Source organism: Acidobacteriota bacterium (assembly GCA_016703965.1).
Classification (GTDB): Bacteria; Acidobacteriota; Blastocatellia; order Pyrinomonadales; family Pyrinomonadaceae; genus OLB17.
In genome coordinates this window covers 249811-275101 of the sequence record JADJBB010000021.1, presented here as the reverse complement: position 1 = coordinate 275101, position 25291 = coordinate 249811, and the positions used below count along the sequence as shown (strand labels likewise).

26 protein-coding genes are annotated in these 25291 nt (G+C 51.0%); 12 read left to right on the top strand and 14 right to left on the bottom strand.

Features of this window, described 5'->3' with window-relative positions:
- The first annotated feature begins 27 nt into the window (after positions 1 to 27).
- Complete coding sequence (gene thrA / locus IPG22_08630; GenBank protein ID MBK6588346.1) at positions 28 to 2472, top strand: bifunctional aspartate kinase/homoserine dehydrogenase I; 2445 nt, start codon at positions 28 to 30, stop codon at positions 2470 to 2472.
- Positions 2420 to 2860: an endonuclease domain-containing protein gene (locus IPG22_08625; protein ID MBK6588345.1), complete on the top strand. Its 441-nt coding sequence runs from the start codon at positions 2420 to 2422 to the stop codon at positions 2858 to 2860. The genes thrA and IPG22_08625 overlap by 53 nt, the downstream gene beginning before the upstream one ends.
- 40 nt (positions 2861 to 2900) lie before the next feature.
- On the opposite strand, the gene dnaN is transcribed toward IPG22_08625, so the two are convergent.
- Both dnaN and dnaA read right to left on the bottom strand, forming a co-directional pair.
- A complete protein-coding gene (dnaN, locus tag IPG22_08620) occupies positions 2901 to 4100 on the bottom strand; it encodes a DNA polymerase III subunit beta (GenBank protein MBK6588344.1) in 1200 nt (399 codons plus the stop codon).
- Between the two features lie 399 nt (positions 4101 to 4499).
- Positions 4500 to 5909 (bottom strand): chromosomal replication initiator protein DnaA, encoded by a 1410-nt coding sequence (gene dnaA / locus IPG22_08615; protein MBK6588343.1) that lies wholly within the window; start codon positions 5907 to 5909, stop codon positions 4500 to 4502.
- A 419-nt stretch (positions 5910 to 6328) separates the two neighbouring features.
- Here dnaA and IPG22_08610 point away from each other — a divergent pair, with 419 nt between their 5' ends.
- Positions 6329 to 6772 (top strand): nuclease A inhibitor family protein, encoded by a 444-nt coding sequence (locus tag IPG22_08610; GenBank protein ID MBK6588342.1) that lies wholly within the window; start codon positions 6329 to 6331, stop codon positions 6770 to 6772.
- Between the two features lies 1 nt (position 6773).
- On the opposite strand, the gene IPG22_08605 is transcribed toward IPG22_08610, so the two are convergent.
- Positions 6774 to 7475, bottom strand: coding sequence for a DUF2807 domain-containing protein (locus tag IPG22_08605; protein MBK6588341.1), 702 nt, complete (start codon positions 7473 to 7475; stop codon positions 6774 to 6776).
- 193 nt (positions 7476 to 7668) lie between these two features.
- Here IPG22_08605 and IPG22_08600 point away from each other — a divergent pair, with 193 nt between their 5' ends.
- Positions 7669 to 9576 carry an NAD-binding protein gene (locus tag IPG22_08600; GenBank protein ID MBK6588340.1) on the top strand — a complete coding sequence of 636 codons (1908 nt, stop codon included), beginning with the start codon at positions 7669 to 7671 and terminating at the stop codon, positions 9574 to 9576.
- An 89-nt stretch (positions 9577 to 9665) separates the two neighbouring features.
- On the opposite strand, the gene IPG22_08595 is transcribed toward IPG22_08600, so the two are convergent.
- From IPG22_08595 to IPG22_08575, 5 genes are all read right to left on the bottom strand, one after another.
- Entirely contained in the window at positions 9666 to 10328 is a 663-nt protein-coding gene (locus IPG22_08595; protein MBK6588339.1) for a nuclear transport factor 2 family protein, read from the bottom strand.
- Between the two features lie 158 nt (positions 10329 to 10486).
- Positions 10487 to 11767: an ABC transporter permease gene (locus IPG22_08590; protein ID MBK6588338.1), complete on the bottom strand. Its 1281-nt coding sequence runs from the start codon at positions 11765 to 11767 to the stop codon at positions 10487 to 10489.
- Positions 11764 to 13743: an ATP-binding cassette domain-containing protein gene (locus tag IPG22_08585; protein MBK6588337.1), complete on the bottom strand. Its 1980-nt coding sequence runs from the start codon at positions 13741 to 13743 to the stop codon at positions 11764 to 11766. Before IPG22_08585 ends, IPG22_08590 begins: the two co-directional genes overlap by 4 nt.
- 47 nt (positions 13744 to 13790) lie before the next feature.
- Complete coding sequence (locus IPG22_08580; protein ID MBK6588336.1) at positions 13791 to 15416, bottom strand: DUF445 family protein; 1626 nt, start codon at positions 15414 to 15416, stop codon at positions 13791 to 13793.
- Positions 15417 to 15697: 281 nt separating this feature from the next.
- Positions 15698 to 16081, bottom strand: a complete 384-nt coding sequence (locus IPG22_08575) for a hypothetical protein (GenBank protein ID MBK6588335.1) — start codon at positions 16079 to 16081, stop codon at positions 15698 to 15700.
- Positions 16082 to 16171: 90 nt separating this feature from the next.
- Here IPG22_08575 and IPG22_08570 point away from each other — a divergent pair, with 90 nt between their 5' ends.
- Complete coding sequence (locus tag IPG22_08570) at positions 16172 to 16594, top strand: hypothetical protein (GenBank protein ID MBK6588334.1); 423 nt, start codon at positions 16172 to 16174, stop codon at positions 16592 to 16594.
- An 18-nt stretch (positions 16595 to 16612) separates the two neighbouring features.
- Positions 16613 to 17638: a phosphoribosylformylglycinamidine cyclo-ligase gene (locus tag IPG22_08565; protein ID MBK6588333.1), complete on the top strand. Its 1026-nt coding sequence runs from the start codon at positions 16613 to 16615 to the stop codon at positions 17636 to 17638.
- A gap of 106 nt (positions 17639 to 17744) precedes the next feature.
- On the opposite strand, the gene IPG22_08560 is transcribed toward IPG22_08565, so the two are convergent.
- The 4 genes from IPG22_08560 to IPG22_08545 all read right to left on the bottom strand — a co-directional run bounded on the left by IPG22_08560 (position 17745) and on the right by IPG22_08545 (position 19230).
- Positions 17745 to 18386, bottom strand: coding sequence for a hypothetical protein (locus IPG22_08560; protein ID MBK6588332.1), 642 nt, complete (start codon positions 18384 to 18386; stop codon positions 17745 to 17747).
- A gap of 66 nt (positions 18387 to 18452) precedes the next feature.
- Positions 18453 to 18674 (bottom strand): helix-turn-helix transcriptional regulator, encoded by a 222-nt coding sequence (locus IPG22_08555; GenBank protein MBK6588331.1) that lies wholly within the window; start codon positions 18672 to 18674, stop codon positions 18453 to 18455.
- Between the two features lie 3 nt (positions 18675 to 18677).
- Positions 18678 to 18962 (bottom strand): Txe/YoeB family addiction module toxin, encoded by a 285-nt coding sequence (locus tag IPG22_08550; GenBank protein MBK6588330.1) that lies wholly within the window; start codon positions 18960 to 18962, stop codon positions 18678 to 18680.
- Positions 18937 to 19230 (bottom strand): type II toxin-antitoxin system prevent-host-death family antitoxin, encoded by a 294-nt coding sequence (locus tag IPG22_08545; GenBank protein ID MBK6588329.1) that lies wholly within the window; start codon positions 19228 to 19230, stop codon positions 18937 to 18939. Before IPG22_08545 ends, IPG22_08550 begins: the two co-directional genes overlap by 26 nt.
- Positions 19231 to 19283: 53 nt before the next feature.
- On the opposite strand from IPG22_08545, the gene IPG22_08540 reads away from it, so the two are divergent.
- Together IPG22_08540 and IPG22_08535 are read left to right on the top strand one after the other, a co-directional pair.
- Positions 19284 to 19862, top strand: coding sequence for a phosphoribosylglycinamide formyltransferase (locus IPG22_08540; GenBank protein ID MBK6588328.1), 579 nt, complete (start codon positions 19284 to 19286; stop codon positions 19860 to 19862).
- 46 nt (positions 19863 to 19908) lie between these two features.
- The gene (locus IPG22_08535; GenBank protein ID MBK6588327.1) at positions 19909 to 20820 is read left to right on the top strand and encodes an alpha/beta hydrolase; all 912 of its coding nucleotides are present in this window, start codon (positions 19909 to 19911) and stop codon (positions 20818 to 20820) included.
- 21 nt (positions 20821 to 20841) lie between these two features.
- On the opposite strand, the gene IPG22_08530 is transcribed toward IPG22_08535, so the two are convergent.
- Together IPG22_08530 and IPG22_08525 are read right to left on the bottom strand one after the other, a co-directional pair.
- Complete coding sequence (locus IPG22_08530) at positions 20842 to 21264, bottom strand: hypothetical protein (GenBank protein ID MBK6588326.1); 423 nt, start codon at positions 21262 to 21264, stop codon at positions 20842 to 20844.
- Positions 21265 to 21706: 442 nt separating this feature from the next.
- The gene (locus IPG22_08525; GenBank protein MBK6588325.1) at positions 21707 to 22063 is read right to left on the bottom strand and encodes a hypothetical protein; all 357 of its coding nucleotides are present in this window, start codon (positions 22061 to 22063) and stop codon (positions 21707 to 21709) included.
- A 305-nt stretch (positions 22064 to 22368) separates the two neighbouring features.
- On the opposite strand from IPG22_08525, the gene rpmH reads away from it, so the two are divergent.
- The 4 genes from rpmH to yidC all read left to right on the top strand — a co-directional run bounded on the left by rpmH (position 22369) and on the right by yidC (position 25213).
- The gene (gene rpmH, locus IPG22_08520) at positions 22369 to 22515 is read left to right on the top strand and encodes a 50S ribosomal protein L34 (GenBank protein MBK6588324.1); all 147 of its coding nucleotides are present in this window, start codon (positions 22369 to 22371) and stop codon (positions 22513 to 22515) included.
- Between the two features lie 89 nt (positions 22516 to 22604).
- A complete protein-coding gene (gene rnpA / locus IPG22_08515; GenBank protein MBK6588323.1) occupies positions 22605 to 22916 on the top strand; it encodes a ribonuclease P protein component in 312 nt (103 codons plus the stop codon).
- Positions 22917 to 22985: 69 nt separating this feature from the next.
- Complete coding sequence (gene yidD / locus IPG22_08510) at positions 22986 to 23195, top strand: membrane protein insertion efficiency factor YidD (GenBank protein MBK6588322.1); 210 nt, start codon at positions 22986 to 22988, stop codon at positions 23193 to 23195.
- An 83-nt stretch (positions 23196 to 23278) separates the two neighbouring features.
- Positions 23279 to 25213 (top strand): membrane protein insertase YidC, encoded by a 1935-nt coding sequence (yidC, locus tag IPG22_08505; GenBank protein ID MBK6588321.1) that lies wholly within the window; start codon positions 23279 to 23281, stop codon positions 25211 to 25213.
- Positions 25214 to 25291 lie beyond the last annotated feature (78 nt).

Sequence of the window (25291 nt, the reverse complement as noted above, 5' to 3'; positions counted from 1 at the left end):
GACAAGATGTCTGCGGTCCAATGTTTTATGAAGGTATTAAAGTTTGGCGGCTCGTCGGTGGGCAGTGCCGCGACAATGGAAAAAGTTATTGAGATCGTTCGAGAGTCTCTTGAATCAGGTCCTTGTGCCGTCGTACTGTCGGCAATGCAGGGAACCACGGACGCACTGATCGAGGCCGGACGGTCGGCGGAACGTGGTGATGATGGCTACATCGAGATGCTCAGCAATATTCGCGAAAAACACAAAGCCGCCGTCACCGAGCTTTTCGGCGACGAAGAACACGGTGCTATCTCAGATTTTCTTGCTTCGACGATCCGTGAGCTAAGCGATCTGTGTGAAGGAGTCCGCCTGGTACGAGAGCTTTCACCTAAGACTCTGGATCGTATCTTGAGCTTCGGCGAGATCGTCTCGACTCGAATTGTTTCTGCCAAGTTGTCTGCTTTGGGCGTAAAGAATACGTGGATGGACAGCCGTCAGCTCATTAAAACAAATTCTAACCACGGGAACGCTGCGGTGGATTTTACCGAGACCAATAAGTTATTGCAAGACGCAGTTGCTAACGAGAATACCCAATTGCATATTTTTCCGGGTTTCATCGCTTCCGACCCCGGCGGATTTACCACTACGCTCGGTCGCGGAGGCTCGGATTATACGGCGGCGATAATTGCCGCGGCCGTCGATGCCGAAATTCTGGAGATATGGACCGACGTTTCTGGAATGATGACGGCGGATCCTCGATTTGTCCGTAATGTCCGGCAAATCCCGCGTATCACTTATCGCGAGGCGATGGAGTTGTCGCATTTTGGTGCAAAGGTAATCTATCCGCCGACGATCCAACCGGTTATGGCGAAGGGAATTCCGGTTCTTGTCAAAAACACCTTTGCTCCGAAGGACGTCGGCACGCTGATCGAGGCAGAATCGCAAGCCGAATCTGATATCATCCGCGGCATCACCAGCATCGATAAGATCACGGTCGTCAGCCTCGAGGGCAGCGGCATGGTCGGCATTCCCGGCTTTTCGAAACGCCTGTTCGACGCGCTGTCCCGGGCCGAGATAAATGTAATTCTCATTACGCAAAGTTCGTCCGAGCACTCGATCTGTGTCGCGATCGAGGATAAGTTTGCCAACCGTGCGAAACGCGTCGTCGATCGCGAATTTGAATACGAGATCAACCTCGGCCGCATTGATCCGCTCAAGGTTGAAAACGGTTTCTCGATCCTCGCCCTCGTCGGCGACAAAATGAAGGAACACACCGGCGTCAGCGGCAAGATGTTCACGACGCTCGGCAATAACGGCATCAACATCCACGCGATCGCCCAGGGCTCAAGCGAGCGAAACATATCCGCGATCATCGCCTCTAAGGATGTGCGAAAGGCCGTAAATACGCTGCACGAAGCCTTTTTCTCAGACGGCAACAAGCAGGTCAACGTCTACATCGCCGGCGTCGGTACGGTCGGCAGCCGGTTGATAGATCAGCTTCGCTCTCAGCATGATCACCTTTCGAGTGACCTGCGGCTGAATCTGCGCGTTGTCGGCGTTGCGAACAGCAAACGTGCCCTGCTCGGAACCGAGGGTGTTGATCTGGAAAATTATAAGGAAACCCTGCCCGCATCCGGCGATATGGACGTTGCGGCATTTACGGACGCGATCATCGAAGAAAACCTTAGAAATTCGATCTTCGTCGATGTGACGGCGAGCCCGGTAGTTGTCGGAACGTACGAAAAGCTGTTGGCAAAGAGCATCTCGGTCATCGCCTGTAACAAGATCGCGGCTTCATCCGATTATGAAAATTACTCTCATTTGAAGGAACTCGCCCGCGAATACGGCACCAACTTTTTCTTCGAGACCAACGTCGGCGCCGGGTTGCCGATCATACACACGCTCGGCGATCTTGTTCGCAGCGGAGACAAGGTGAACCGTATTGAAGCCGTTCTGTCGGGAACGCTCAATTTTGTCTTTAACAATTACGACGGCTCGCGAAAATTTGCCGAGGTAGTATGCCAGGCTCAGGACGAAGGCTACACCGAGCCTGACCCGCGGCTTGACCTGAGCGGTACGGACGTCGCCCGCAAAATACTGATCCTCGCCCGCGAATCTGGTTATAAGATGGAGATGGACGACATCACGAATTCCGGCTTCCTGCCCGATTCATGCCTCGCGGGTAGCGTCGATGATTTTTACAAGGAGCTTGAGAAGCACGACGATCATTTCCGCGGCCTGCTCGAGAAAGCGGCTGTGCAGGGCCTGACGCTTAAATACATCGCATCATTTGTCGATGGCCGTGCCTCGGTCGGTCTGCAATCGATCGGCCCTAACCACAACTTTGCGAACCTCTCGGGCAAGGACAACGCTGTGCTCTTTTACACCAAACGATATTCCGAACAGCCGCTCGTCATCAAAGGTGCAGGAGCTGGAGCGGATGTTACCGCAGCCGGTGTATTCGCAGATATCATCAGAGCGGCGAGATCATAAATGGGTGGAGAAGATAAACGTCAACAATTTACAGGAGTTCCAGACGTTTCGCACTGAACTGAGAAAACGCCTGATACCCTCGGAAGCGGCGTTTTGGAATATTGTGAAGAGTTCAAATCTCGACGGACTAAAGTTTCGGCGGCAACACTCGGTTGGGAAGTATATTCTCGATTTCTACTGCCCGTCCGAAAGACTAGCCGTCGATCTCGACGGCGAAGGCCATTACGGCGTGCTGCAAGAGATCCACGACAACGAGCGAAAGCGATTCTTAAGGTATTTTGGGATAAAGGTTATCAGGTTTGAGAACGAGATGGTTTTTGAAGAACCGGTTTGCGTTGTTGAACGGATTCGAGCGAGTTTTGGCTGGAAAAGCAGATCGCCTGAATAAAAACTCCCCTCCTTTGTAAGGAGGGGAGTTTTCAAATCTCTCATATCCTCAACGGCATAACAATATATTTGTAGTCGTAAGTCGTCTCGCCGGCGATGGACATTTGGGTTTGGGCGTTGGAGTCTTTGAAGTCGAAGGTGATCCGCAGCGGGGATCTGCCCTCTTTAGCAGGGGCAGCGGCAGTCGCAGCCGCACCGTCAGAAGAGTCTGAGGCGGCTGATTCGCTGCCGGCGAGGAATACATCACCGGTTGCGGCGTTGGTTAGGAATTCCAGGAGGTACTGCCAGTTGAAGCCTAGCTGGACGGCTTCGCCGTGGTAGTCGGCCTGGACGACCTCGGTGCCTTCGCCTTCTTCGGCCGATTGGGCGGTTACTTCGATTTCGCCTTCTCTTACATTCAGGCGGATGGAACGGTTGCGGTCGTCGGCGATGAGGGACATGCGGCGGACGGCGTTTCTCATTTCTTCGAGGTCGAAGACGACGGATTTGTCGTTGTCCTTGGGCATGACCATTTCGTAATTTGGGAACTGGCCCGAGAGTTTGCGGGTGATCAGCAGACGGCCTTCGGTTTCGAAGTAGATGTGGTTCGGGTCCTCACCGAACGAGACCTCGCCGACGCCGCGGGAAAGCTTGATCAGCTCGAGCAGAGCCTTTTTCGGGATGAGCGTGTCCATCACAGCTTCTTTGTCGTCGATCGCACGTTCGACATAGGCGAGGCGATGGCCGTCGGTCGTGACCATCTTGGCCGAGCCGTCGCCGATAACAAATTTCGCACCCGAGAGCGTAAAGCGTGACTGCTCGTTAGTGATCGCAAAGGCCGTGTTACGGATAAAATACGCAAACGTCTCGGCTGGCAGACGAAGCGGCGTCGATTTGAACTGCGGTATCTCAGGGAACTGGTCGCGGCTCACACCCGCCAGGCGATAGCTCGCTCGGCTCGATTTCATTGTGACCCATTCGTTGTCCTCTTTTTTGAAATGAACATCGCCGCTGTCCAGAGCCCGGACGATATCAAACAGCTTGCGGGCCTGGATGCAGATCGCACCGGATTTGATGATCTCAGCCTCGGCATCGCAGCGGATCGTGCAGTCGAGGTCGGTCCCGACGATGCGGATCTCACCCTCGCCTAGTGACTCGATCAGGATGTTCGACAAGACAGGGATCGTCGTCTTACGCTCGACGACGCCCTGGATATATCCCAACTCTTCTTTCAATACGCTCTGTTTGATCTTGAATTCCATAACTTTAAATAACTCCTGACTGATGTAATTCCCCACCCGCTACCGCAGGTGGTACTGACTGTCTTTTCCTAAACCTATTTAAGATTCCAATAAGAGTTAGATCTTAGTAGTAAGAAATAGGCCCTGTGTAAATGTGTAAAAGCGGGCTAAGCCCTTATAAAACAACCTCTTTTCCGTCCACAAGTGCATGTGGAAAACCTGTGGAAAACTATCACTGTCTGTGAATAGCTTTGATGTCTCCCGCTTTTCCACCGATGTCCACAACCGCTTTTTTGCGGCAATTGCGGATAAGTGGAAAACTGATGTTCAAATATCTGTAAATAAACGACTTACGCCGAACATAACGCTTTGCATCATGTGGAAAAGGTTTACACGGATTTAACGTTAAAAAACCTTTAATTAACTGCAAAGATTATCGATAAGGTCTTTTATCTCCCTGTGGAAATTCCGGTCGTCCTTATCGAGCGATTCCATCTTGCTGACCGAGTGCATCACGGTCGTGTGATGCTTCCCGCCGAACTCTCTGCCGATCTCGGGGAAGCTGTGCCGGGTCAGACGTTTACAAAGATACATCGCCATCTGCCGCGGTACCGCTATAGCCCGCGTGTTGCTCTTTGACTTCAGTTCTTCGACCGTCATGCCGTAATGCGAGGCAACGGTACGGGCGATGTGATCCATCGTCAGGCCTGCCGGACGCTCAGCGTCGAGGATGTTCTTCATCGATTCCTGAGCGAGCTGCTTGGTGATCGGTACTCCTTTCATCGACGAGATGGCTACCAGGCGGACGAGCGAGCCCTCGAGCTCGCGGACGTTGCTCTTGACCTTGCCGGCGACGTAGATGGCGATGTCATCATCTAGCCGAATGCCGTCTATATCAGCTTTACGTTTGAGAATGGCGACCTTTGTTTCGAGATCGGGAGGCTCAAGATCAGCGATCAATCCCCATTGGAAACGAGAATGCAGCCTCTCCTCAAGCGTCGGTATCTCCTGCGGCGGGCAATCTGATGACACGACGATCTGTTTCTGGCCGTTATGAAGCGTGTTAAATGTATGGAAAAACTCTTCCTGAGTACGTTCCTTGCCCGCCATGAACTGTACGTCGTCCATCAAAAGCACGTCGATCGAACGGTACTTATCGCGAAACGCCGGTGTCTTGTTAAAGCGGATAGCATTGATCAGCTCGTTCATAAAACGCTCTGACGTTATATACGCCACACGCATATGCGGGCTGCGGGCCTTTATCGTGTTTCCGATCGCGTGCATCAGGTGGGTTTTCCCGAGGCCGACGCCGCCGTATATAAAGAGCGGGTTGTAGGTCGTGCCCGGTGATTCGGCCGTAGCCTTGGCCGCGGCGTGGGCAAACTGGTTACAGGAACCGACGACGAACTTTTCAAACGTGTATCTAGGATTCAGGCCATCATCCGCCGGATCTATCTCTATTAGGTTTGAAACACGGGCTGCCTCATGGGTTATCTTTACGCCTGAGTTCTTTGGCGAGAAAAAGAAATCCGCTTCCTCCTCGAAAGGCGTCGGAACCGGTTGATCGGGATCAATCGTCCACTCGATGGTAAACCCGGGCATGTTCACTTCCTCGAGCACCTGCTTAAGCAGGTCCGTGTAGTACATGCATACCCAGTCTTTCGCCATCTGGCCGGCACGCAGGTTTATGACAAGACCTTTTTCGTCGAGTCCTTCGATCGTGATAGGACGAAACCAAGTGTTATAGATGTCGGAGTTTAGACGAGTTTTAAGGGTGCTCAAAACCTCGTTCCAGAGAGTAATTTTTGGGGCAGTTTCTTTCAAGATCATCGTTCAGGAGGCGCTTAACGCGCGTCATCCTCTTATGCAATATCTCAGTGTCGGCTCACGGGCCGATTCGGTGTTTTTTTCCTCACACACCGTGTGACTAAAAGTCGTTTTGTTTTGGTAGTTTCCGTTCCCGTTGAAGCTAGATCCGCCGTAAGTTATTCACAGGAAATCCACAATAAAAAGGAATAAGCGCATAAACCCTAAGGTATTGCATTAAAGCCTTTATTTTCAATCATTTACGGCGTTTCCTTATATTGGAAACGGGTAACAGACTAACACGAATAATAGGTCGAAGCAAACCGAAATCCACAGCTTTTTTTCGGACGTTTAACACGAATTTAACTTCCTTTTATGACAACAATTCGGCTCAAATTTCGAATGTGTTAGACTAAGAAATCGACCGGTCTTTTGATCAAAAAATGTCCAAAAACGACGAAAAAAATAAAAAAAAAAATCGTGATACAGAAGAAAATCTACCGGCCTTCTTTTCTCGACTAGAAGACGCTTGCAAAGGCCTCTTTTATATAAGCGAAATAGACGCTCCTGTAGAGGCTTTTGCGTCAAAGACAGATTCGTTTGTCGGTGGCGATATTGTACAACAGATCGCTGGAAAGACCGACGAGACGATCGAGGAAGCAGATTTTACAAAGTTTTTTGAAAGGCTGACAGCGGTCAAGGATTGGCACGGAGAACAAGAGAAGACGAGGGCCAAAAAATTCCTCGACCTGCAAAAGCTGATCGAGGAAAATCTGAGCAACAGAAAGGTTTTTAGGATCGGTGATATCCGGATCAGGATATACGCCGTTGGATTAGACAGCGAGGGACGTCTCGTCGGAATTAAGACGAACGCTGTCGAGACTTAAATTACCTAGGAGAAACACGACTGCCGCCGCTCGTCGATTTGATCACGCCGAACGGCGTTCCGGTATAGATCACCTTACTCGCACCCGAGGCTTCAGCTCTCAACTCACCCGAGACTCTTAACATTACGTTACTTGCACCGCTGGCGTCGACATTGGCGTCGCCGACCTGCAGGCTCTCCGCATCTATCTTCGTAGCTCCGCTGACGTCAACTGTTAACTTACCAGCTTCGCCAGAAACTTTCACCTTCGAGGCACCTGACGAATCTATTCCAAATTCACTTGTTTTGATGTCATTGGCCGTCACATTTGCGACACCGGAAACATCAAGATTTTCGATCTCGGGAGCGTTAACACGCACACGGATCGGGCCGGTTGGTGAGATCTTTTTCGAGGTTTCGATATAAAGTACGCCATTACGAACGTCGGTCTTGATATATTGCAGGAGATTGTCGTCAGCCTCGACCTCGACGCTGAATTCCTTCTGAGCATTGATCTCGACCTGAAACACACCGCCTACATCCACGCCTTTGAAACCCGTAGCGTTTCGGGCATCCGTCGCCGTATTTCCCGAACCTTTCACGCCCTTAAAATTGAACGAGAAGTTAAAGAACGGTCGCGACGATTTACCAAATGAGAAAACACTTCCAACCGTGATGCCGATTATAAGAGCGGCGATAAAAACAAAAATTCCGATTCTTTTCATATAAATGCCTCCAGATGATGCTTGTGAGCTGACAAGACAAACGATGCTGTGCGTGTAAAAGTTCGCAAGAAATCGATAAGCCAGCCGTACTCTAAATGATCTAAAACCGCATCTGCTTGTAAACGCGTTGGTTACCCTGTATTTTCGAGTCAAATTCGGTCTATAATCAACGGCAAAATTTCCGATAAAAATAATGGCTAAATATACTCTTCGCGAGAAATTCCGGTATCACTTCGAGAACACAATGTCGGGTGGGCCGATCGCAGTTATCCGGTGGCTGGCGATCGTTTCGATCGTTTCGGTCGTAGTGCTGGGTGCGATAATTGTGATCCTCGGCATTACAGGCTCAACCGAGCCCGACGCGGAACCGCTCGGTTTCGTCGAAGGCACCTGGAAAAGCCTCATGGCGACGCTCGATCCAGGAACGATGGGCGGCGACGAAGGTTGGGATTTTCGTATCGTGAGGTTTATCGCGACGCTTATCGGCATTTTCGTTATCTCGATACTGATCGGTTCGATCGCTTCGGGCATTGACCAAAAGATCGAGGAATTGAAACGCGGCCGCTCGCGAGTTCTCAACGGTAACCACACGCTTATACTTGGCTGGTCGCCAAAGATCTTTACGATCATTACGGAGTTGATCGAGGCGAATTCGAACCAGAAGAAGCCATGTATTGTTATTTTGTCCGAAATGGACAAGGTCGAGGCTGAAGAAGAGATAAAGAGCCGAATCCCCGACTTCGGCAATACAAAGATAGTCGTTCGCAGCGGATCTACGCTCGAGTCTTCGGCGGCCGAGATGGTTAACATCAACGAGGCTCGATCGATCATCGTTCTTGCTCCCGAAGTCGAAAATCCCGACACCCATGTGATCAAAACGGTTCTCGGCATAACAAATGGCCGTCACCGAAAATCCGAGCCTTACCACATAGTCGCCGAGATAAAGGACGAGCGAAATATGGAGGCCGCTGAGCTCGTCGGAAACGGCGAGACCGTCTATGTTCTCTCAGAAGATCTCATCGCGCGCATCATTGCGCAGACGTGCCGCCAATCGGGTCTAAGCGTTGTGTATAGCGATCTGCTTCAGTTCGAGGGCGACGAGATATATTTTGAGTCGGTTCCGTCCTCGCTGGTCGGGAAAACCTACCGCGATTCGCTTTTTGCCTATGAAGATTCAGCGATCATTGGCGTGTTTACTGACGAAAACGATGTTTTGATCAACCCGCCGATGGACCGAGTGTACAAGGCGGGTGACAGCGTGATCGCCATTTCTGAGGACGATGATACGGTGGTGGCGAATGGCCGGACCGAGGTAAAACTCGATACTTCGCTATTCAACCATAGCGAGGAAAACGGCTTGCGGGAAGAAAACACACTTGTACTCGGCTGGAACGACAAAGGCGGACGCATCATCGCGGAGCTTGATAATTATGTAAAGGAAGGCTCGCACGTGCTGGTCGTCGCAAGTGACCCGACGGTCGAATCCGAAGTTTCCAGGGTCGAAGCCGATCTCGTGAATCAAAAGATCGCATTCTGCGAGGGCGACACGGCCGAAAAGAAGACGCTGCTCGACATCAATACGCAGAGCTTTGACCACATCATCGTGCTAAGTAACCGTGATATAGACATTCAGGAAAGTGATGCAAAAACGTTGATCTCGCTGCTGCATCTGCGAGGTATTTCTGAGAGTCTGGGCGTTGATTACAGTATCGTCACCGAAATGCTCGACATGCGAAACCGGGAATTGGGTGTCGTGGCAAAGGCTGATGATTTCGTAGTCAGCGACAATCTGATCAGCCTGATGCTCAGCCAGCTTAGCGAAAACCGCGAGCTGAAAAAAGTTTATGACATCCTATTTCAGGCCGAAGGTTCGGAGATATATCTGAAACCAGTTTCGCGTTACGTAAAAACAGGGACCGAAATGGATTTCTACACAGTGACCGCCGCCGCCGCCGAACTCAACGAATCTGCCATCGGCTATCGGATCACAAGTCAGTGCCATGACGCAGAGAACCTATACGGCGTTAACCTTAATCCGAACAAATCGAAACGGGTGAGCTTTAACGATGACGATATGATAATCGTTTTGAGCGAGGATTAAGAGATACTCCCCAGCGAACCTGTAGATGACACAAAGCTGCTATAGAGCTGGATCACGAGGATCGGACCAAAAAAACTGATGGCCGCAAGTCAGTTACACAAACCCTTATCAACGTAAACTTTATTCCCGCTGGAATTCAGGTAATAACAACCTCCGCGTGAGCCTTTCAGATAGGTTCGGCCGTCGACGGTTTTTGCTGATGCAGATCCGGTAGAAACTACTGCGGCCGGTTTGGGTGCGTTTGGCGGCGTGGCTGGCCCGGCCTTTCGTTCAGCTTCGGCTTTCGCTTCGGCGTCCGGATTGGGAACTGTCGTCGCCTGCCACGCAACGACTTGCCATTTGCCTGAGCGTTTGATGAACGTGCCGGTGTTGAGATGATTAGAAACGGACTTTGTGCCGTCGGCTTTGGTCGTATTGCCGACCAGCTTGAATGCAACGACCGCAGCATTGCCGTACTGCTGGATCTTAATATCCTCTGCCGTGTAAACAGTAACAGGATCTCCGGGCTTGAGCGGCGGGGCCGAGCGAACACCTTTCATCAGGTCAGCCTTGTTCGTACGCGTACCGGCTGACCGTGTGTAGATCAGGTCCTCAGCCCAAAACCTGTCATGAACCGCGGCATCATTTCGTCCTGCACCAGCGAGAAATTCGTTAAGCAGTCTTGTGAGTTCAGCGGCGTCAGGAGCTGCCTGAGCATAAAGAGGGACACTGGTAAACAAAAACAGAGCAAAGATCGTGATGAGTCGTTTCATATTTGGGCCTCAGATTTATGAATACGTTAACCCAAACTTCCACTCGAACAAAATATTGAGTGAAAGCCATTGCTTTTTTAGCCGTAGATAGGCGTAGATGACGTGGATAGAAATGTTCCTGATCTGCGTCATCTGCGTTTATCTGCGGCCAAAAATTCTTATTCGTATCTAAGCGACTCGATCGGATTCAGACGGCTCGCCCGTATAGCTGGCAGCACGCCGGCGATGAAGGCGATCGTGCAGACGAGAAACAGCACCATCAGTATCGAGGGAATCGTGAAAACAAAGAGCGTGTAACCCTCGAACGAGGCGGAATACACTTTGATAAGCACCTGATTTGCGATCATCCCGACGATGATCCCGACCACCGTTCCGAGCATTGCTCCCCAGAATCCGATCAAAACCGATTCGAGCGAAAAGATCGCGAATATCTTGCCGCGGCCCATGCCGAGAGCTTTTTGCAGGCCGATCTCTTTTGTGCGTTCGAGAACGGCGATAACGAGCGTATTGATGATGCCGAATGAAGCGGCAAGCAGGGCAATGAAGGCGACGAGGCTCATTCCTATCTTGAAGATACCGATAGCATCGTAGGTCCGCTTGTCACGATCAGCGATGGTCTCGGCGGTGAAGTTCTTTTCATCGAGCTTCTTTTTCAGCGCCTCGACCGTAGCCGTGTCGCTCGACGCAAGCTGGAATGTAAAATCAAAGAACTTACCGGCATCGCCCGGAGCACGCTGATCGGCATGGATCATAGCGGCGGTTCTGGTATCGACAAAGGACGTCATCAGGGTCATAAAACCCTTTGTCGCCACGCCTACGATCTGGAGATTTGTTGTTTTCAGCGTCTTATTGTGATCTTTGTAGGCGATCGTCGCATATTTGCCGATCAGCGATTCGATGTTGTCATTACTCAGGCCTTTAGCGAGGCCGAGCGGAAGTACGAGCTGGCTCTCGCCGCTAATGGTCTTTCCTGCCTCGGTCTTTTGCTTCAGGCCCTGCGATATCATCCCGAGGTCTATGTTGTATTTCTTGACGCCGTCGAGCGTTATGTATTCGGCGTCTATGCCATAGCGCGGAGTTACGGTTTTGACCTCAGGCCAGCCGGCGACCAGATTCTGCATCTGTTCGAGCGTGGCGAGTTGAGCGGTCGGGTCGATCTCGTCAGGATTTGAAGGCGTTTGAGTCTCCTCTTTATATTCCCGCGGAGCATCTCGAGGCGTGTCGTCTTTTTTCTCCATCTTGCGGCGGACGAAAACGACCCCGTCGCCCTCGATATTCTTGACCTGACTCTCGACATAGCTGCGAAGCCCGTCGCCGATGCCGTTTGTCATCGTGAGCGTGAACGAACCAACAAATATCGCCGCCACCGTGAGCAGCGTGCGGAGCTTGTTGCGAAAAAGGTTGCGGTTAGCGATCTTGATCAGGTCCCAGAATTTCATCGTGCCGCCTCCCCTTTGTATTCAGCTATGATCTTTCCATCTTTCATCTCGATTATGCGTCCGCATTTCTTTGCCAGATCCGGATCATGAGTCACGATCACGAGCGTAATGCCTTGCTCGCGATTAAGGTCAAACAGCATTCTTTCGACCGCCTCGCCGGTGTTTGAATCAAGATTTCCGGTCGGCTCGTCAGCAAAGATGACACTCGGCTTTCCGACAAGCGCGCGCGCGATGCAGACTCGCTGTTTCTCACCGCCGGAGAGATCTTTCGCCTTATTATCAGTTTTGTCGGCCAAGCCAACGGCGGCGAGAGCAAGGTCGGCTTCGGTGATCATCTCAAATTCCGACACCCCGCGGATCCGCAGCGGCAGAACAACGTTCTCAAAGACCGTCTCACGCCCGTTGAGGAAAAACTGTTGAAAAACGAATCCGAATTTTTCATTCCGCAGCCGGTTCTTTTCAGGTTCCGACATCGTCGATGTATCGTCGCCATCGACGTAAACATAGCCCTCGGTCGGGCCATCGAGACACGCGAGCAAATGCATCAAGGTCGATTTGCCGCTGCCGGATTTACCGACGATCGCGATGCAGTCGCCCCTTGCGATCTTAAGGTCCACGTTATTTAGGGCATTAAAACCGACACCGTCGCTAACGTAGGTTTTTGAAAGCCCACTCGCCTCGAGCATCGGCCTGCCTATGATCTGTGTTGCCTCGGCCACGGGAGCGGCATTTTCACGCGGCATTTCAACCAGCAGTTGATCAAGCGTCGGTTCAGGGGCGTACGCTGGCGGTTCAATTTCTGGTGCACCCGCCGGCATCGGGATCATCGGCAAAGGTACGGGCTCGGCTGCCGCTGTGCGTTTCTTGCGCACGGGTTTGATCGGTTCTGCTTCTTCAGCGGCCGGCGAAGGTTCTGAAACTGTAATAACCGGGAGTTGTTCCGTCGGCGATCCTGGATCGATAATTGGTGCCCTTACGTCTTCTTTTACCTTCTCAACGCGCTTTCTCGGGGCCTTCGGTGCAGGTGCTTGGCCTTGCAGTTCGGCGAGCAGGCCATCGACCGCGTGTTTATCGCGAGCTTCGCGTTCGCGATCTACTGTCCGGTTCAAGTCATTGTTAAATCGGACACCGTTTTCGAGAGTCCAAAATGCCCGGTTGAGCAGTGCGTACATCGTCACGATCTCTCGCTGCGGCTCCGGCAAGCCGAGAGCATCCATAACCGCATTGCTGTAAATCGTACCGTGATGCGTGCCGTACCAACTTGCCTTTATTCGCCCTATCGCCTCGAGCGGATCGCCCTGAGCAAGGCTGTCGAGATCGACGAGACCCGAGAATTTACCTTCGTGAACCATTACATTCTTTCCAGCGATATCACCAAAATATGTATATGGCCGAATGCGGTCGAAATATCTTTTATATTGAGAATTGACGTAGGCGAGAACCTTTTCGAGTTTTTCGTCGAGGACGCCGGTCTGCTTTCCCCAATCCGTCACAACTTTGGTAACACGAGCGACCTCAGCTGACCAGGAGTCAACCAGATCTTTGTCATCGCCAAAGAGAACGCCGAATTTTCCATTGTTCGGCACCGTGCTCAATTGGCGGAATATGTTTGCAACCTCCGCCCCGATGGATCGCAGCTCGTCGTCATTCAGCGTCTCGATGACATCGTTGATATCGGTTCCCAGCAGCTTGTTCTGTATTTGAAAAGCAACGGGCAGCCACGTTTTGGAATAATCCTCGGCAAGTATCTCAGGAACCTTGATCCCCTTCGATCTGAACAACGGTATGTGCTTGTGCGAACCGAGCATGAAACGCGGCTCGGCGTTGAGACGAAAGATGTACTCGCGTTCGCCGATCGCAACGGAATAGACCTCGTTGCAAATCCCTGTCGTTATTCGCGTAACACTCTTCGGTGCGGCCCCGAATTCTTTTTTTGCGATCTGCTCGATCGCGTCGTTGTGCTTGTTTACGGTCATCTAGCTCACTCTAACGGCAAAACCAGCTATTAAGTTCTTTAGAATACTTATTTTGCGTAAAAATAAAACTGTACCGCCTGAAGCACACCGATAAAAAATCCAAACAAGGCTCCAAACAGCTCGATCGTACGCAGATGCTCTTTTGCGACGGACATGACAAGCGATTCGAGTTTCTCGGGCGGATAATTGCGGATCTTTTCGCGGACCATTCCGGCGACGTCAAATTCGGCAACGGCATCCGGCAATTTGGTGTGAACTGCCGAGATGATCGCATCCGTCAACGACGTGCTTGCCTCCCGCAGCTTTGCTTCCGGAATATGATCACCGAGTTTGCCGATCGGTTTTGAAAGCAGCTTATCGATCTGGCCGGCGAGAATGTCGTTTATGATATTCGACGTTTCCTCGCGGGAAATGATGTCGACGAGGCCTGCGGCGAGCATGCGTTTCAGTTTTTCTTCCGACTCAGGATGAATGATCTGCAGAATCGCGTCGATGCTGTGCGGGCGGAGTTTGTTGAGTGTTTCGCTTAGGTATTTCGAGATTCCTAAGATGGTCTCTTCACTCTGCAGCTGTCCGAGTGCGACTTTCGTCACTTGTTCCTTGAACCGCACAAGCTGCTCCGGAGCGACGGCCCCGATCACGATCGGAAGCGGTTTCGCGAGAGCGTTATCGATGCTTGTGGCGATAAATGTACGAGCTTCCTCGACAAAAAACGTGCCATTCAATGCTTCTTCGATACGTTTTGGCAGGCTTTCGTTGACGAGATCATCGACCTCGCCCAGAAGCGTTTCGCGTGAAACGAAGATCTTTTTAAAGAAAGACAGGTTTTCGTAATAGTCGTGAACCTCGTGCTTGATCAGCGAACTGATCTGATTTCGGGTTTTCTCGGTTGCGGCAATTTCGGCGATCTGACGCATAGCGGGCTCGATCTGCTCGTTCGCCTTCTCTTTTAATAGCTCTATCGCGTCGTCCGTGAACATCTTGCCAAGCGGCGTTTCGGCGTTAAGCAGATCGTCGATGCGGCGGCTTAGAAATTCGCGAACATTAGTCTCGAGAGCCGTCGATTTCACTGCGGTCCGAATGCGTTCGTCGAGAAAGCCCGTGATCTTGGCAAATGCCTCGTCATCGACCACCTCCGAGACACGTTTGCCGAGCACATCATCGACCCGCCGCGTCACAAACCCGCGGATCGTCTCAAGCGATTCCTCGCTCTTCAGCACCGATCGGATATGCTCAGCCAGCTTTAACTGCAAAGCCGATATCGCATCCAAAATCGGTTCGCGCACATTCTTAGGCAAAGCCTCGATCAGCGACGGATAATCTTCCGACAAGATCTCGTTGGTATAGGAATCGACAACATTCTGTATCTTACGGCGGAGAAAATCATTCCCAGTGAGCTGTTCGATGATCGTGTCTTTTGAAACAAGCTCGTCGCCCACCGCTTTGCCGATGGCATTCGCTAGGCGGTCGCGGTGGCGCGGGATCATGCCCTGGGGAAATACGGTGAAGCCAAAAAGCCTAACTGGAAGCCGCGGCCGAAATAGCATTCTCACCGCCAGCCACGCACCTGCATAACCGTGACCGGTTGCAAAAATGATCAAGAGCGTGATCTGAACCCAGATATTTTTGAAGATCGGAGCGAGGGAATTGATGATGTCGTTTAGGAAATCCATTGAAATAGCGGAAAGCACGATCGAATGAAGGAGTGACAAGTATATCGCTCACACCTTACTACCCCATTTATCGAGTTCGATGCCGCAATCGCAAGTCCATCCTCCCCACAGTGCCTGTCGTAAGTTCCTAGGCCGCCGAACCGCGGGTGCGACTGTTCCGCAGCTAAAGCAGGTTACTTTTTCAAAATTGATTCCAAACTTTCCCTTCCTTCTAAAAGTGCTCATCACAAGAAAAAGAATAAGTATGAGGCCAACCCCAATTGGTATAAGTATAAGTGGCATTAAAATATCTGAAACCCTTTCGACCGCAAACAAAACTCCGCAAATTCCTGCATCCAGTCATGGCTGGCACTGTAGTTTTTCCATTGCTCGTCGCCGTCGCGGTGAAGCGTCATATCGTCGGGTGCGTCGGTAATACTCAGATCGCCGAAGACACGTTTATTCGGCGCAAGTTTTGGGAGCCATTCGTTCTGGATCCTCGTGCCGATCTCGTGTGCCTCCTCGACCGAGATCTTCACGCCGGTCGCGTTATAGTTCATCTGACGCAGCTGCCCCTCGCCGACTATATCGAGGCTCCGGATAACCTCGAGAGCGGCTTTCCAATTCCATACGCTTGCGGTGAATTCAAAGTTCTCGCTGCCTAGATCCGTTAATGTGAAGCTCATATTTGTTTCCTATAAAAATGCTAAACGGCAAACGAGTGTTTGGTCAATGAGTTTAGCGGGTGAAAGCGATATAATTTCATTTTTACCAAAATGAAGCATCAGGTACCGATCAGGATCGTCGTCAAAAGGCCGTTGCCCGGCGTTGCAATGATGATCCAGCGGGGAAAATTCGAGTTTCTCCCGCCGGTCTCGAGATCGGACGAACGGTTTGTGTACGAATTCGACATTACCGTCGATACGACCGAAAGTAGGCCGAATTTTCTGGGTGAATATTCCCAGGGACCGAAAAACGCCAGATTTATCTACGTCAATTCCGGCACCTACGCCGACCAGCACTCGATCTGGGGTCGCCGGGCAAAGGTTTCGTTAATGGACATCACCAGCAAGCAAATTCAACAAGTGATCTCAAAAGCCGAAACCGTTCTCGAAACCGAATTCGAAGGCGTCGGCCGCGACGGCGGCCCAACCTGCGCAAGCGTCAAAGGCATCGTGTGGAAAGTAACGCCGGTGTGACCGTTTATTGAAAATAATATGACCCAATCAATTTCCTACGCCGACGCCGGCGTTTCGATCGACAATGCAAATCTTGCCGTGGCGAAGATCCGCGAATATGCACGCTCGACGTTCAATGAACGCACGCTGACCGAGATCGGCAGTTTTGGCGGGATGTTTGCCGGGGCGTTTCCGAATATGGCGGAGCCGATATTGGTTGCGTCAGCGGACGGCGTAGGGACGAAGCTGAAACTGGCGTTCGACACCGGCATTCACAACACCGTCGGAGCGGATCTCGTAAATCACTGCGTCAACGACATCCTCGTCCAAGGTGCGCGGCCGCTCTTCTTTCTCGATTATTTTGCCACCGGCAAACTCGAACCCGAAGTCACAGCCTCAGTAGTCGAAGGCATGGCCCGGGCCTGCCGCGAAAACGGCTGCGTCCTGCTCGGCGGCGAAACCGCAGAAATGCCTTCAATGTATGCCGATGGCGAATACGATTTAGCCGGTTTCATCGTCGGCGTCGTCGATAAACCAAAGGTCATCGACGGCAAATCGATCACACCGGGCGATGTCGTCCTCGGCATTCCATCGACCGGTCTTCAAACCAACGGTTATTCCCTCGCCCGCAAACTCTTTTTCGAGGTCGGCGGCTACACACCCGATTCCTACATCGACGAACTGGGAAAGACGGTGGGCGAAGCTTTGCTCGAAACTCACGCCAGCTTCCTCCCACAGATCGGCCCTTTGTTAGATTCAGGCATTATAAAAGGCCTCGTCCACATCACCGGCGGCGGCTTTCTCGAAAACATCCCCCGCATCCTCCCTGCGTGTGTCTCCGTAGAAATAAACCGAGGCTCCTGGCCCGAACTCCCAATATTCGGCATGATGCAGCAACTCGGCAATGTTGATGAAAAAGAGATGTTCCGGACTTTTAATATGGGGATCGGGATGATCGTGGTTTGTTCCGAATCTGATCTGACGGCGGTCACGGAACGAATAGCGAATTGCTACCAAATCGGGAGCGTTACGACGGGAGATAGAAGCGTGGAAGTCTCCAGTTAATAGTATAGGGTGTGGGAAAGCGGTATACACTACGTCGGGAACCTAGCGGTTGACCCCCCAGAATTGTTTTTTCGGTCACACGTCCTTATGAATAGCGCGATAGGCGTTATTTCCACGTCACAATGTAGTTATATTTTACTTTTCCATTTCGATACGCATTTAACCAATTAGCTTTGACAATTCTTACAATCGCCCTTTTTCCACCTATGTTATTGTAATCATCTGGGCGAAAGTAAAAACCGTCTTTAATACAAGCCCCTAATTCACTTTCGCCTCTTGGACAATCTTTTTCATTATCATCTAGGTTTTTCGCAATATGGATCAAAATATCAAGACATACGTGACCTACAGGAACTTTAGGGTATGGTTTCCCCGTAACGTAACCGCCGATAAATATTGCTGAAGTCGGGCGCGTGTCGTCTAAACATTCAATTAAAAGCGGAACTGCTTTATCCTTCAAAGCAACAATATCCCGAACCTCCTTTTTCGGCGGGATAACTTCGCCATCATTGTCCTGATACAGGGCTAAAACCGTTGCGTCGTGAGCTCCATCTTCGCCATAAGTTACAAGTTCCGGCGCCCCAACTAACGCATCTATCAAACCTTGATTTGAAGGATCTGAAGTCCTCTGGGAATTTACAAGTGGAGAGTCCGAAGGCGTAGGATTAAGGTTTCGGCTTTGCATCTGCAACGCCGTTGAGCAGGAAGCCGTTGTCAGCAATGAAAAAACTAAGAGTAAGTTTCTCATAACTCAAACTGTCATAGTTAAATCGTGGGCTACGTTTCCATAATTGGCAGACCGATTCGCTGGCATTCAGACTAGCTCAAGGTTCACTTTCTTGCCAAGAGCCTTGGCGTATTTCCGCACGAATTTGACCGACATACTTCCAGTACTTTCTTCTATTCGCGATACGACAGATTTCGTTGTGCCCATTTTCGTTGCCAATTCCTCCCTATCTAATCCGGCTGCCTGACGTAACTTTTTGAGTGACACACCAAACTCGTCAATATACGCAAGTTCATTAATAGTAGTCATATTTTAGTAGTGATACCTCGCCTGCAAAAACGAGATTCGGTCATCCAGAACCATGTAGACGACTCGATGTTCTTTGTTTAATCGGCGCGACCATGTTCCGGCTTGCTTGTGTCGGAGCGGCTCTGGTTTTCCGATGCCTTCGAATGGTTCGCGAATGGTGGCTTCGACAATATCTAGCAGCTTGACCGTCAGTCTTCGATCTTGCTGCGCCCAATAGCGAAGGTCGTCGAGAAACTGGGGCTGGAAGACCGCATCACGTTTCTTATTTGCCTTTTCGTTTCTCTGCACCAAATTCCTTTCGTAGCTCCTCGATCGAGATCTTTTCTCCTTCACCCGCCAAAGTTTGCTCGATCGCCTTGTTTAGACGTTCAGCATTCTTTGGCGATCGAAACAAATACTCTGTCTCCATCAGGCTCGCCAGTTCATCTGAATCGATCATGGACACCGACGAGCGGCCGCGACGTTTGATCACCACGATTTCGCAATCATCTGTTACCTGATCCATTAATGATGCGAGATTGCTTCGTGCTTCACTATAGCTGACTTCTAATGACATAATGCCTCCGCGAGTTGTACAATGTTATTGTACGTAGATTCGGAAAATAGTCAATGAAAATTGGAATTCTCATCTCAGGCCGTGGGTCTAATATGGTGGCGTTGGTCGATGCTGTTAAGAGCGGCGAAATACCGGCGTCTGAAGTTGTCGTGGTCATTAGCGACAAGCCCGATGCGGGCGGTTTGGAAAAAGCTCGCGAGCGTGGAGTTGAAACGGTTGTCGTTGAAAGAAATGGCCGGAAACGGGCGGAGCATGACGCTGAGATAATCGCCGAGCTGCAAAAACGCGGAGTCGAACTAGTTTGCCTCGCGGGTTACATGCGCCTTCTATCGCCGTCATTCGTCCAGGCATTCCCGAACCGCATTATTAACATCCACCCGAGCCTGCTGCCCGCATTTCCCGGACTCGATGCCCAGAAACAGGCTTTCGACGCCGGCGTTCCGGTCACCGGCTGCACAGTCCACTACGTCGACGAACTCCTAGACCACGGCGAGGTGATCTTGCAGAAAGAGGTCGAGGTTTTGGATAGCGACTCGGTCGAGACACTATCGACCCGCATCCTCGAACACGAGCATCATCTATATATTGCCGCCGTCAGGGAGATTGTTCGCCTTCGCGTGCGATGTAAATAAGTTCATGTTATTGTATCGGCACAATTAACTTCGCTAGGAGAAAAATATGCAACCGATCACACGCTCAATATTGGCTTTGCTACTTATGACCGCCTGCTTTGCCGGGGCAGGAGCAGTTCATGCGCAAACAAAACTCGATATCATGCCGGATGTCGTTTATGGCCATAAGGACGGCATGGCTCTGACCATGGACGTCATAAAACCAAAGACAAATGCTAACGGTGCGGCGGTCATATATGTGGTCAGCGGTGGTTATGTCTCAAACTATCTTCCTCCGCAAGACCTAGCTCAAGTGCCTATTTTTAGAGATCTTCTTGACAAGGGGTTCACCCTAATTGCATTACGACACGGCGGCAGCCCGAAATACCTGGTCCCCGACATCGTCGGCGATGTTCGCCGGGGAGTTCGATTCGTCCGGTATAACGCCAAACAATGGGGCGTCGATCCGAATCGTCTCGGCGCGTTTGGTGCCAGTGCAGGCGGGCATCTCTCGCTAATGATCGGCACCGCTTCAGACAATGGCGATCCCAAGGCGAAAGAGGAATTTATGAAGGAGAGCGATCGCGTCGCTGCGGTCGTGGCCTTTTTCCCGCCCGTAGATATGCGTCCGATTGCCCGTGGCCTCAATGCCCCAAATGACGGCAGCGTCGGTTCACGCTTTCCAGCGCTGAATTTCGAAAAGGAGAAGGCTGCAGATTATTCGCCAATTGTTTTTGTGACCCCGGATGATCCGCCCACGCTGCTTATTCATGGCGATAAGGACTCATTGGTCCCGATCAGCAACAGCCAGACTATTTACGAAGCGTTTCAGAAAAACAAAGTCAAATCGAGCTTCGTCACGATCCCAGGTGCGGACCATGGCTTCCAAAACGACGACGCAAAACGTTCGCGTGACCTGACCGTGGCATGGTTTGAGCAAACCTTAGGCAAAGACGTGGGTAAAGGGAAAGTTAATTAATGAACAGTGAACACAAGAGAATCATCTATTCACTGTTCCCTCTCTATTGCGCGTCGGGTGATGGAGCGCCCGGTTCGAGATCTTGGCGGTTCTGAGGTTTAGGATCAGGATCCCGTCCAGATCGATCTCGGCATCGGTGAATTCCAGTGTTTCTTTGATAACCAGGCTGCATTCCGAAAGCAGGCGAAAGGCGGATATTTTTTTCCCGCCGTGTCTGCCTGATCTGTTCGCCTTATAGGCGTTCAGCATCTTTTCGACGGTCGGTTTCAGGCCGATCGTGTTGTTGGCAGGGTCATACAGCAGTTTGAAAGCCGTCGGCGCGCCGGCCTGTTCGTATGCGGCACGGTTCAAGACGATGGTTCCCCGGCTGTTTATCGTCACATACAACCCCGCCCACTGCGCCCGAGTGCTGTCGTTTTTTATTTCCTTCCATTCTCGTTTCATATGTTTCTCTCCACCATTTAATTTTTGGTAATCTAGCATAGATGCATAAATGTTGCAAGAATAAAACAAATAACTCACGGCTGGGCGTGGCCTAATGGTGTGATGCTCGTCTAATTTCTTAGTTCGCGGCTCGTTTGCGGCTTTGCGTCTTTGCGGGAGATCGGATCCGTGAGATCGGGGTTTCCTGCAAAGTCGCAAAGAATAAACGCAAAGTAACGTAAAGAAGAGGAGGAAACACCCCAACGGGGCCGTTGATGCTGTGGGTGATCAAATTGATGATGAAGGAGAGCTAAAGGTGTGATGGCCGGTGTGCCCGAAGTCCGACAAACGGCAAAAACACCTTTACCAATCAGGGTATTAACTAACGACAGTCGAAAAATACCTTTGACCTAACAACCAGTTATGGACAAATATGACGTCGTTTTTACCGTTCGTTCGTAATTTAGGAATCGCCGTCAATTTTCGATTCGAAATGCAGGGTCGTCATGCCACCCTTGTCGTCGGCAAATTCGAGCATGTTGATGCTTTTGTCGCTATCATATTGAGCTGAGATGCCGCGGACGTTCTTTAGTTCGTCGGTCATCGACGCCAGGGTTCCGTGTTTGTCGTAGCTGCGCACGACCGTAACCGTATTTGCGGAGATCGAGATCGATTCAAAACTGCCTTCCTGCTGCTCTTCTTTGAAGCTTCCGTTCGGGCCGTAGATCTCAAATCTAGCCCGGCGTCCTTTATTGCGTTTGGTAAAGTCACTCAGGAATGTTTCCCATTTCCTTGGTTCGACTATCGATATCATTGTCATGAGAACATTGCCCTCCTAAAATGTTAGATCGTTTGAGATCTATTTTTCGCCTTAAATGTATCATCGCAAGTGACGTGTGACCTATGCAGGTCATTTATGTTAGATCTTTGAGGGCTTCGGGTGCATAGGCACAATATATTGTACTTAGAAAGCGGGTAATCCGAATACGTATCCAAGATAGCGGATTCGTTGGACGATGTTCACAAAGAGCCCGTTTTTATTGAGGTTTCGGTTTTGACAAGTATCACATCCAGCGCGTAAACTCTAGGTTTTCACTTTCGAGTGAGATCTAATGGAGAGCGACTATGCCGAAGAGAACATATCAACCGAACAATCGACGTCGTGCGAAGAAGCACGGATTCCGTGCACGCATGGCGACCAAGAATGGCCGCGCTGTGATCAAACGCCGCCGTGCGAAAGGACGCAAGCGATTAACAGTTCACCATTATTAAGTTTTGGCCTGCCGAAAGAAGATCGGATAGCGAAACGCGCCGATTTTCTGCGGGTCTATGAACAAGGTGTCCGTTTTGAAGGCCGTTTTATGACGGTTTTCATTTTGCCCGCAAGTGTGGGACGTCACCGCGTAGGCATAACCGCTACAAAAAAGGCTATCGGCAAGGCCCACGACCGAAACCGCGCTAAGCGGTTATTGCGGGAAAGCTTTAGGCTCAGCCGGGTTGAACTGGACGCGATCGACACGAAATACGATTGGGTCATTAACGCTCGAAGAAGCATTTTGCGGGGAAAGCTTGAGCATCCGTTAGCGGAATTTAAGTCGATCGCTGCCAAGGTTGGGCGGATCGAGGCAAAAGATATATTGCCACAGAGTACACAGAGCGATACAGAGGAATAAAAGGCTTTCTGCCGTTTTTGGTTTACTCTCTGTTTTCTCTATGTACTCTGTGGCAAACTCTTTTTTGAGATGAAGTTTTTGGTTCTCGATATTCTGGGCATTTATAAGGCGTTCCTGTCGCCATTTTTGCCGCCCGCGTGCCGGTTTGAACCGACCTGTTCGGAATACGCGAGAGAGGCCGTTGAGAAATACGGCGCGATACGTGGAACATGGATGGGCTTAACACGTATTTTAAGGTGTCAGCCGCTGTGCAAAGGCGGGCACGATCCGGTGAAGTGATTTTGGATTGTCGATTTTAGATTTTGGATTGGTTTTGGTTTTATCCAATCCAAAATCCCAGATCTAAAATCCAAAATGTAAAGATGGAAAATCAAGGTAACAGCAGTAATCAATCTCGTTTTCTGATAGCCGCGGTCCTGTCGATGGCGATACTTTTTGGATGGCAATATTTCTTTGCCCCCAAACCGCCCCCGGTCGATAACGCGAATTCCAACACGGCCGCGAACACCGCTGCGAACGCTAATACAGCATCTCCGGTTCCTACTCCTGCTCCTGCTCCGCTGCCGGAAACCGCAGCCGCAACTACGCCGGACACCACGCCGAACCGTTCGATCACGATCAAATCACCTCTATACGAGGTTAAGCTCGATTCCAAAGGAGCTTTGGCAACGAGCTGGATCATCGTAAAGAACAAATCGCCCCGGGCTGATTTTCCTGTCTACGCCGACGGCTCGCACGAGGGCGAGCAAAAGCCTTTGCAGCTTATTTCGGATGAAGCCCTGAAACGCAGCCCGCGTGAGATACCGTTTCGCCTTGCGACTGACGATCAGGGCCTGACGACGCTTCTGAATGACCGCAATTATGCGGTTTCGGTACCGGAGGAGACCATTACTCTGGCTGACGGTGCGGAAAAGCAGATCGATTTTACGCTGACCGACTCGAGCGGCGTTGAGGTTAAGAAATCGTTCCTTTTCAGAGCAAACAGCTATGTCGCGGACGTTGCCGTGACGGTCAAACGCGGAGGCCAGACGATCCCAAACACCAAACTCGTCATCGGGGCAAGCATCGGCGACCACGCGATAAATAACCACAATTTTTACCACATCGAATCTGAGACCGTCGCCGCCGTAAACGGCGATATTAAGCGGCATCAGGGAAATTACACCTTCACGTACGATGCGAACGGCCAGGCCTCGCTATCTGACGCAGGTACGGTCGACTGGGCGGGCGTTGGTGATGCGTACTTCGCGATGACCGCGATCCCGGCAGCTCCGGCTCAGGGCGTGGAATATAAGGCTTCGAAATATGACGTTCAAACGAAGCCGTTCTTTGAAAGCATTTTCCAGTGGATACTGCGTAATGCCAAGACGTCCGAGACGAGGCACCTCGTTACCGTTTATCTTCCGATACCGGCGGATGGCTCCGTTACCAAGGTCTTTACAGGCACCAAAGACTATTTCCTGCTCGCTGAGCTCAGTAAGAATTCCGCCTCGCAGCTTGGACGTGAGGTCGAAATAACGAACCTTATCAACTTCAGCAACTACTGGTGGCTCCGTTGGCTCACCAAACCGCTGTCGATCCCGATCGTATATTCGCTCAACTTTTTTAACGGTCTCACGAATAACTACGGGGTCGCGATCATCGTCTTTACGTTCCTGTTCTACTCGCTGCTCTTCCCGTTGAGATGGTCGCAATCGCGTTCATTCAAGAAAGCCTCCGGCAACGCGCCGAAGATGAAGGCCATCCAGGACCAGATCAAGGAGCTCCAAAAGAAGGGGGTTCCCAACGACGATCCCCGCATGCGTCAGCTTCAGATGGACCAACTGAAGATGACCAAGGACGCCCTCCCCATCGGCGGCTGCCTGCCGATGCTACTGCAGTTCCCGCTGCTCATAGCGTTCTACACAGCCATCACGATCGCGGTAGACGTGCGTCAGTCAACATTCATCTGGCTTCCTGACCTATCAGCAGCCGACCCATGGCACCTGCTGGAATTTGCCTTTGCGTTCTCGATGATACTATCGATGAAGTTCACTCCGCAGGCTGCTGTTGTGACTCCTGAGCAGGCAATGCAGCAGAAGATGATGACTTACCTCATGCCGGCCATGATGTTGTGGGTAATGTGGGCCGCACCGTCGGGATTATTGCTATATTGGTTTTTTGGTAACATCGTCAGCTTCGGACAGCAGATGCTGATCAACCGAATGAACAAGCCGAATACACCACCTGGAATGGAGATAGTTGATTCGGTCCCGAAAGGTGCGAAGAAGGTGAAGCCGAAGCTTTCGACAACCTAACTTGAACGCTGGCCGCTCGCAAGGTCTGAGGTGGATCTAATTAATTAAGTACAGTCAGGCTGGAAGCCTGCTCCAATT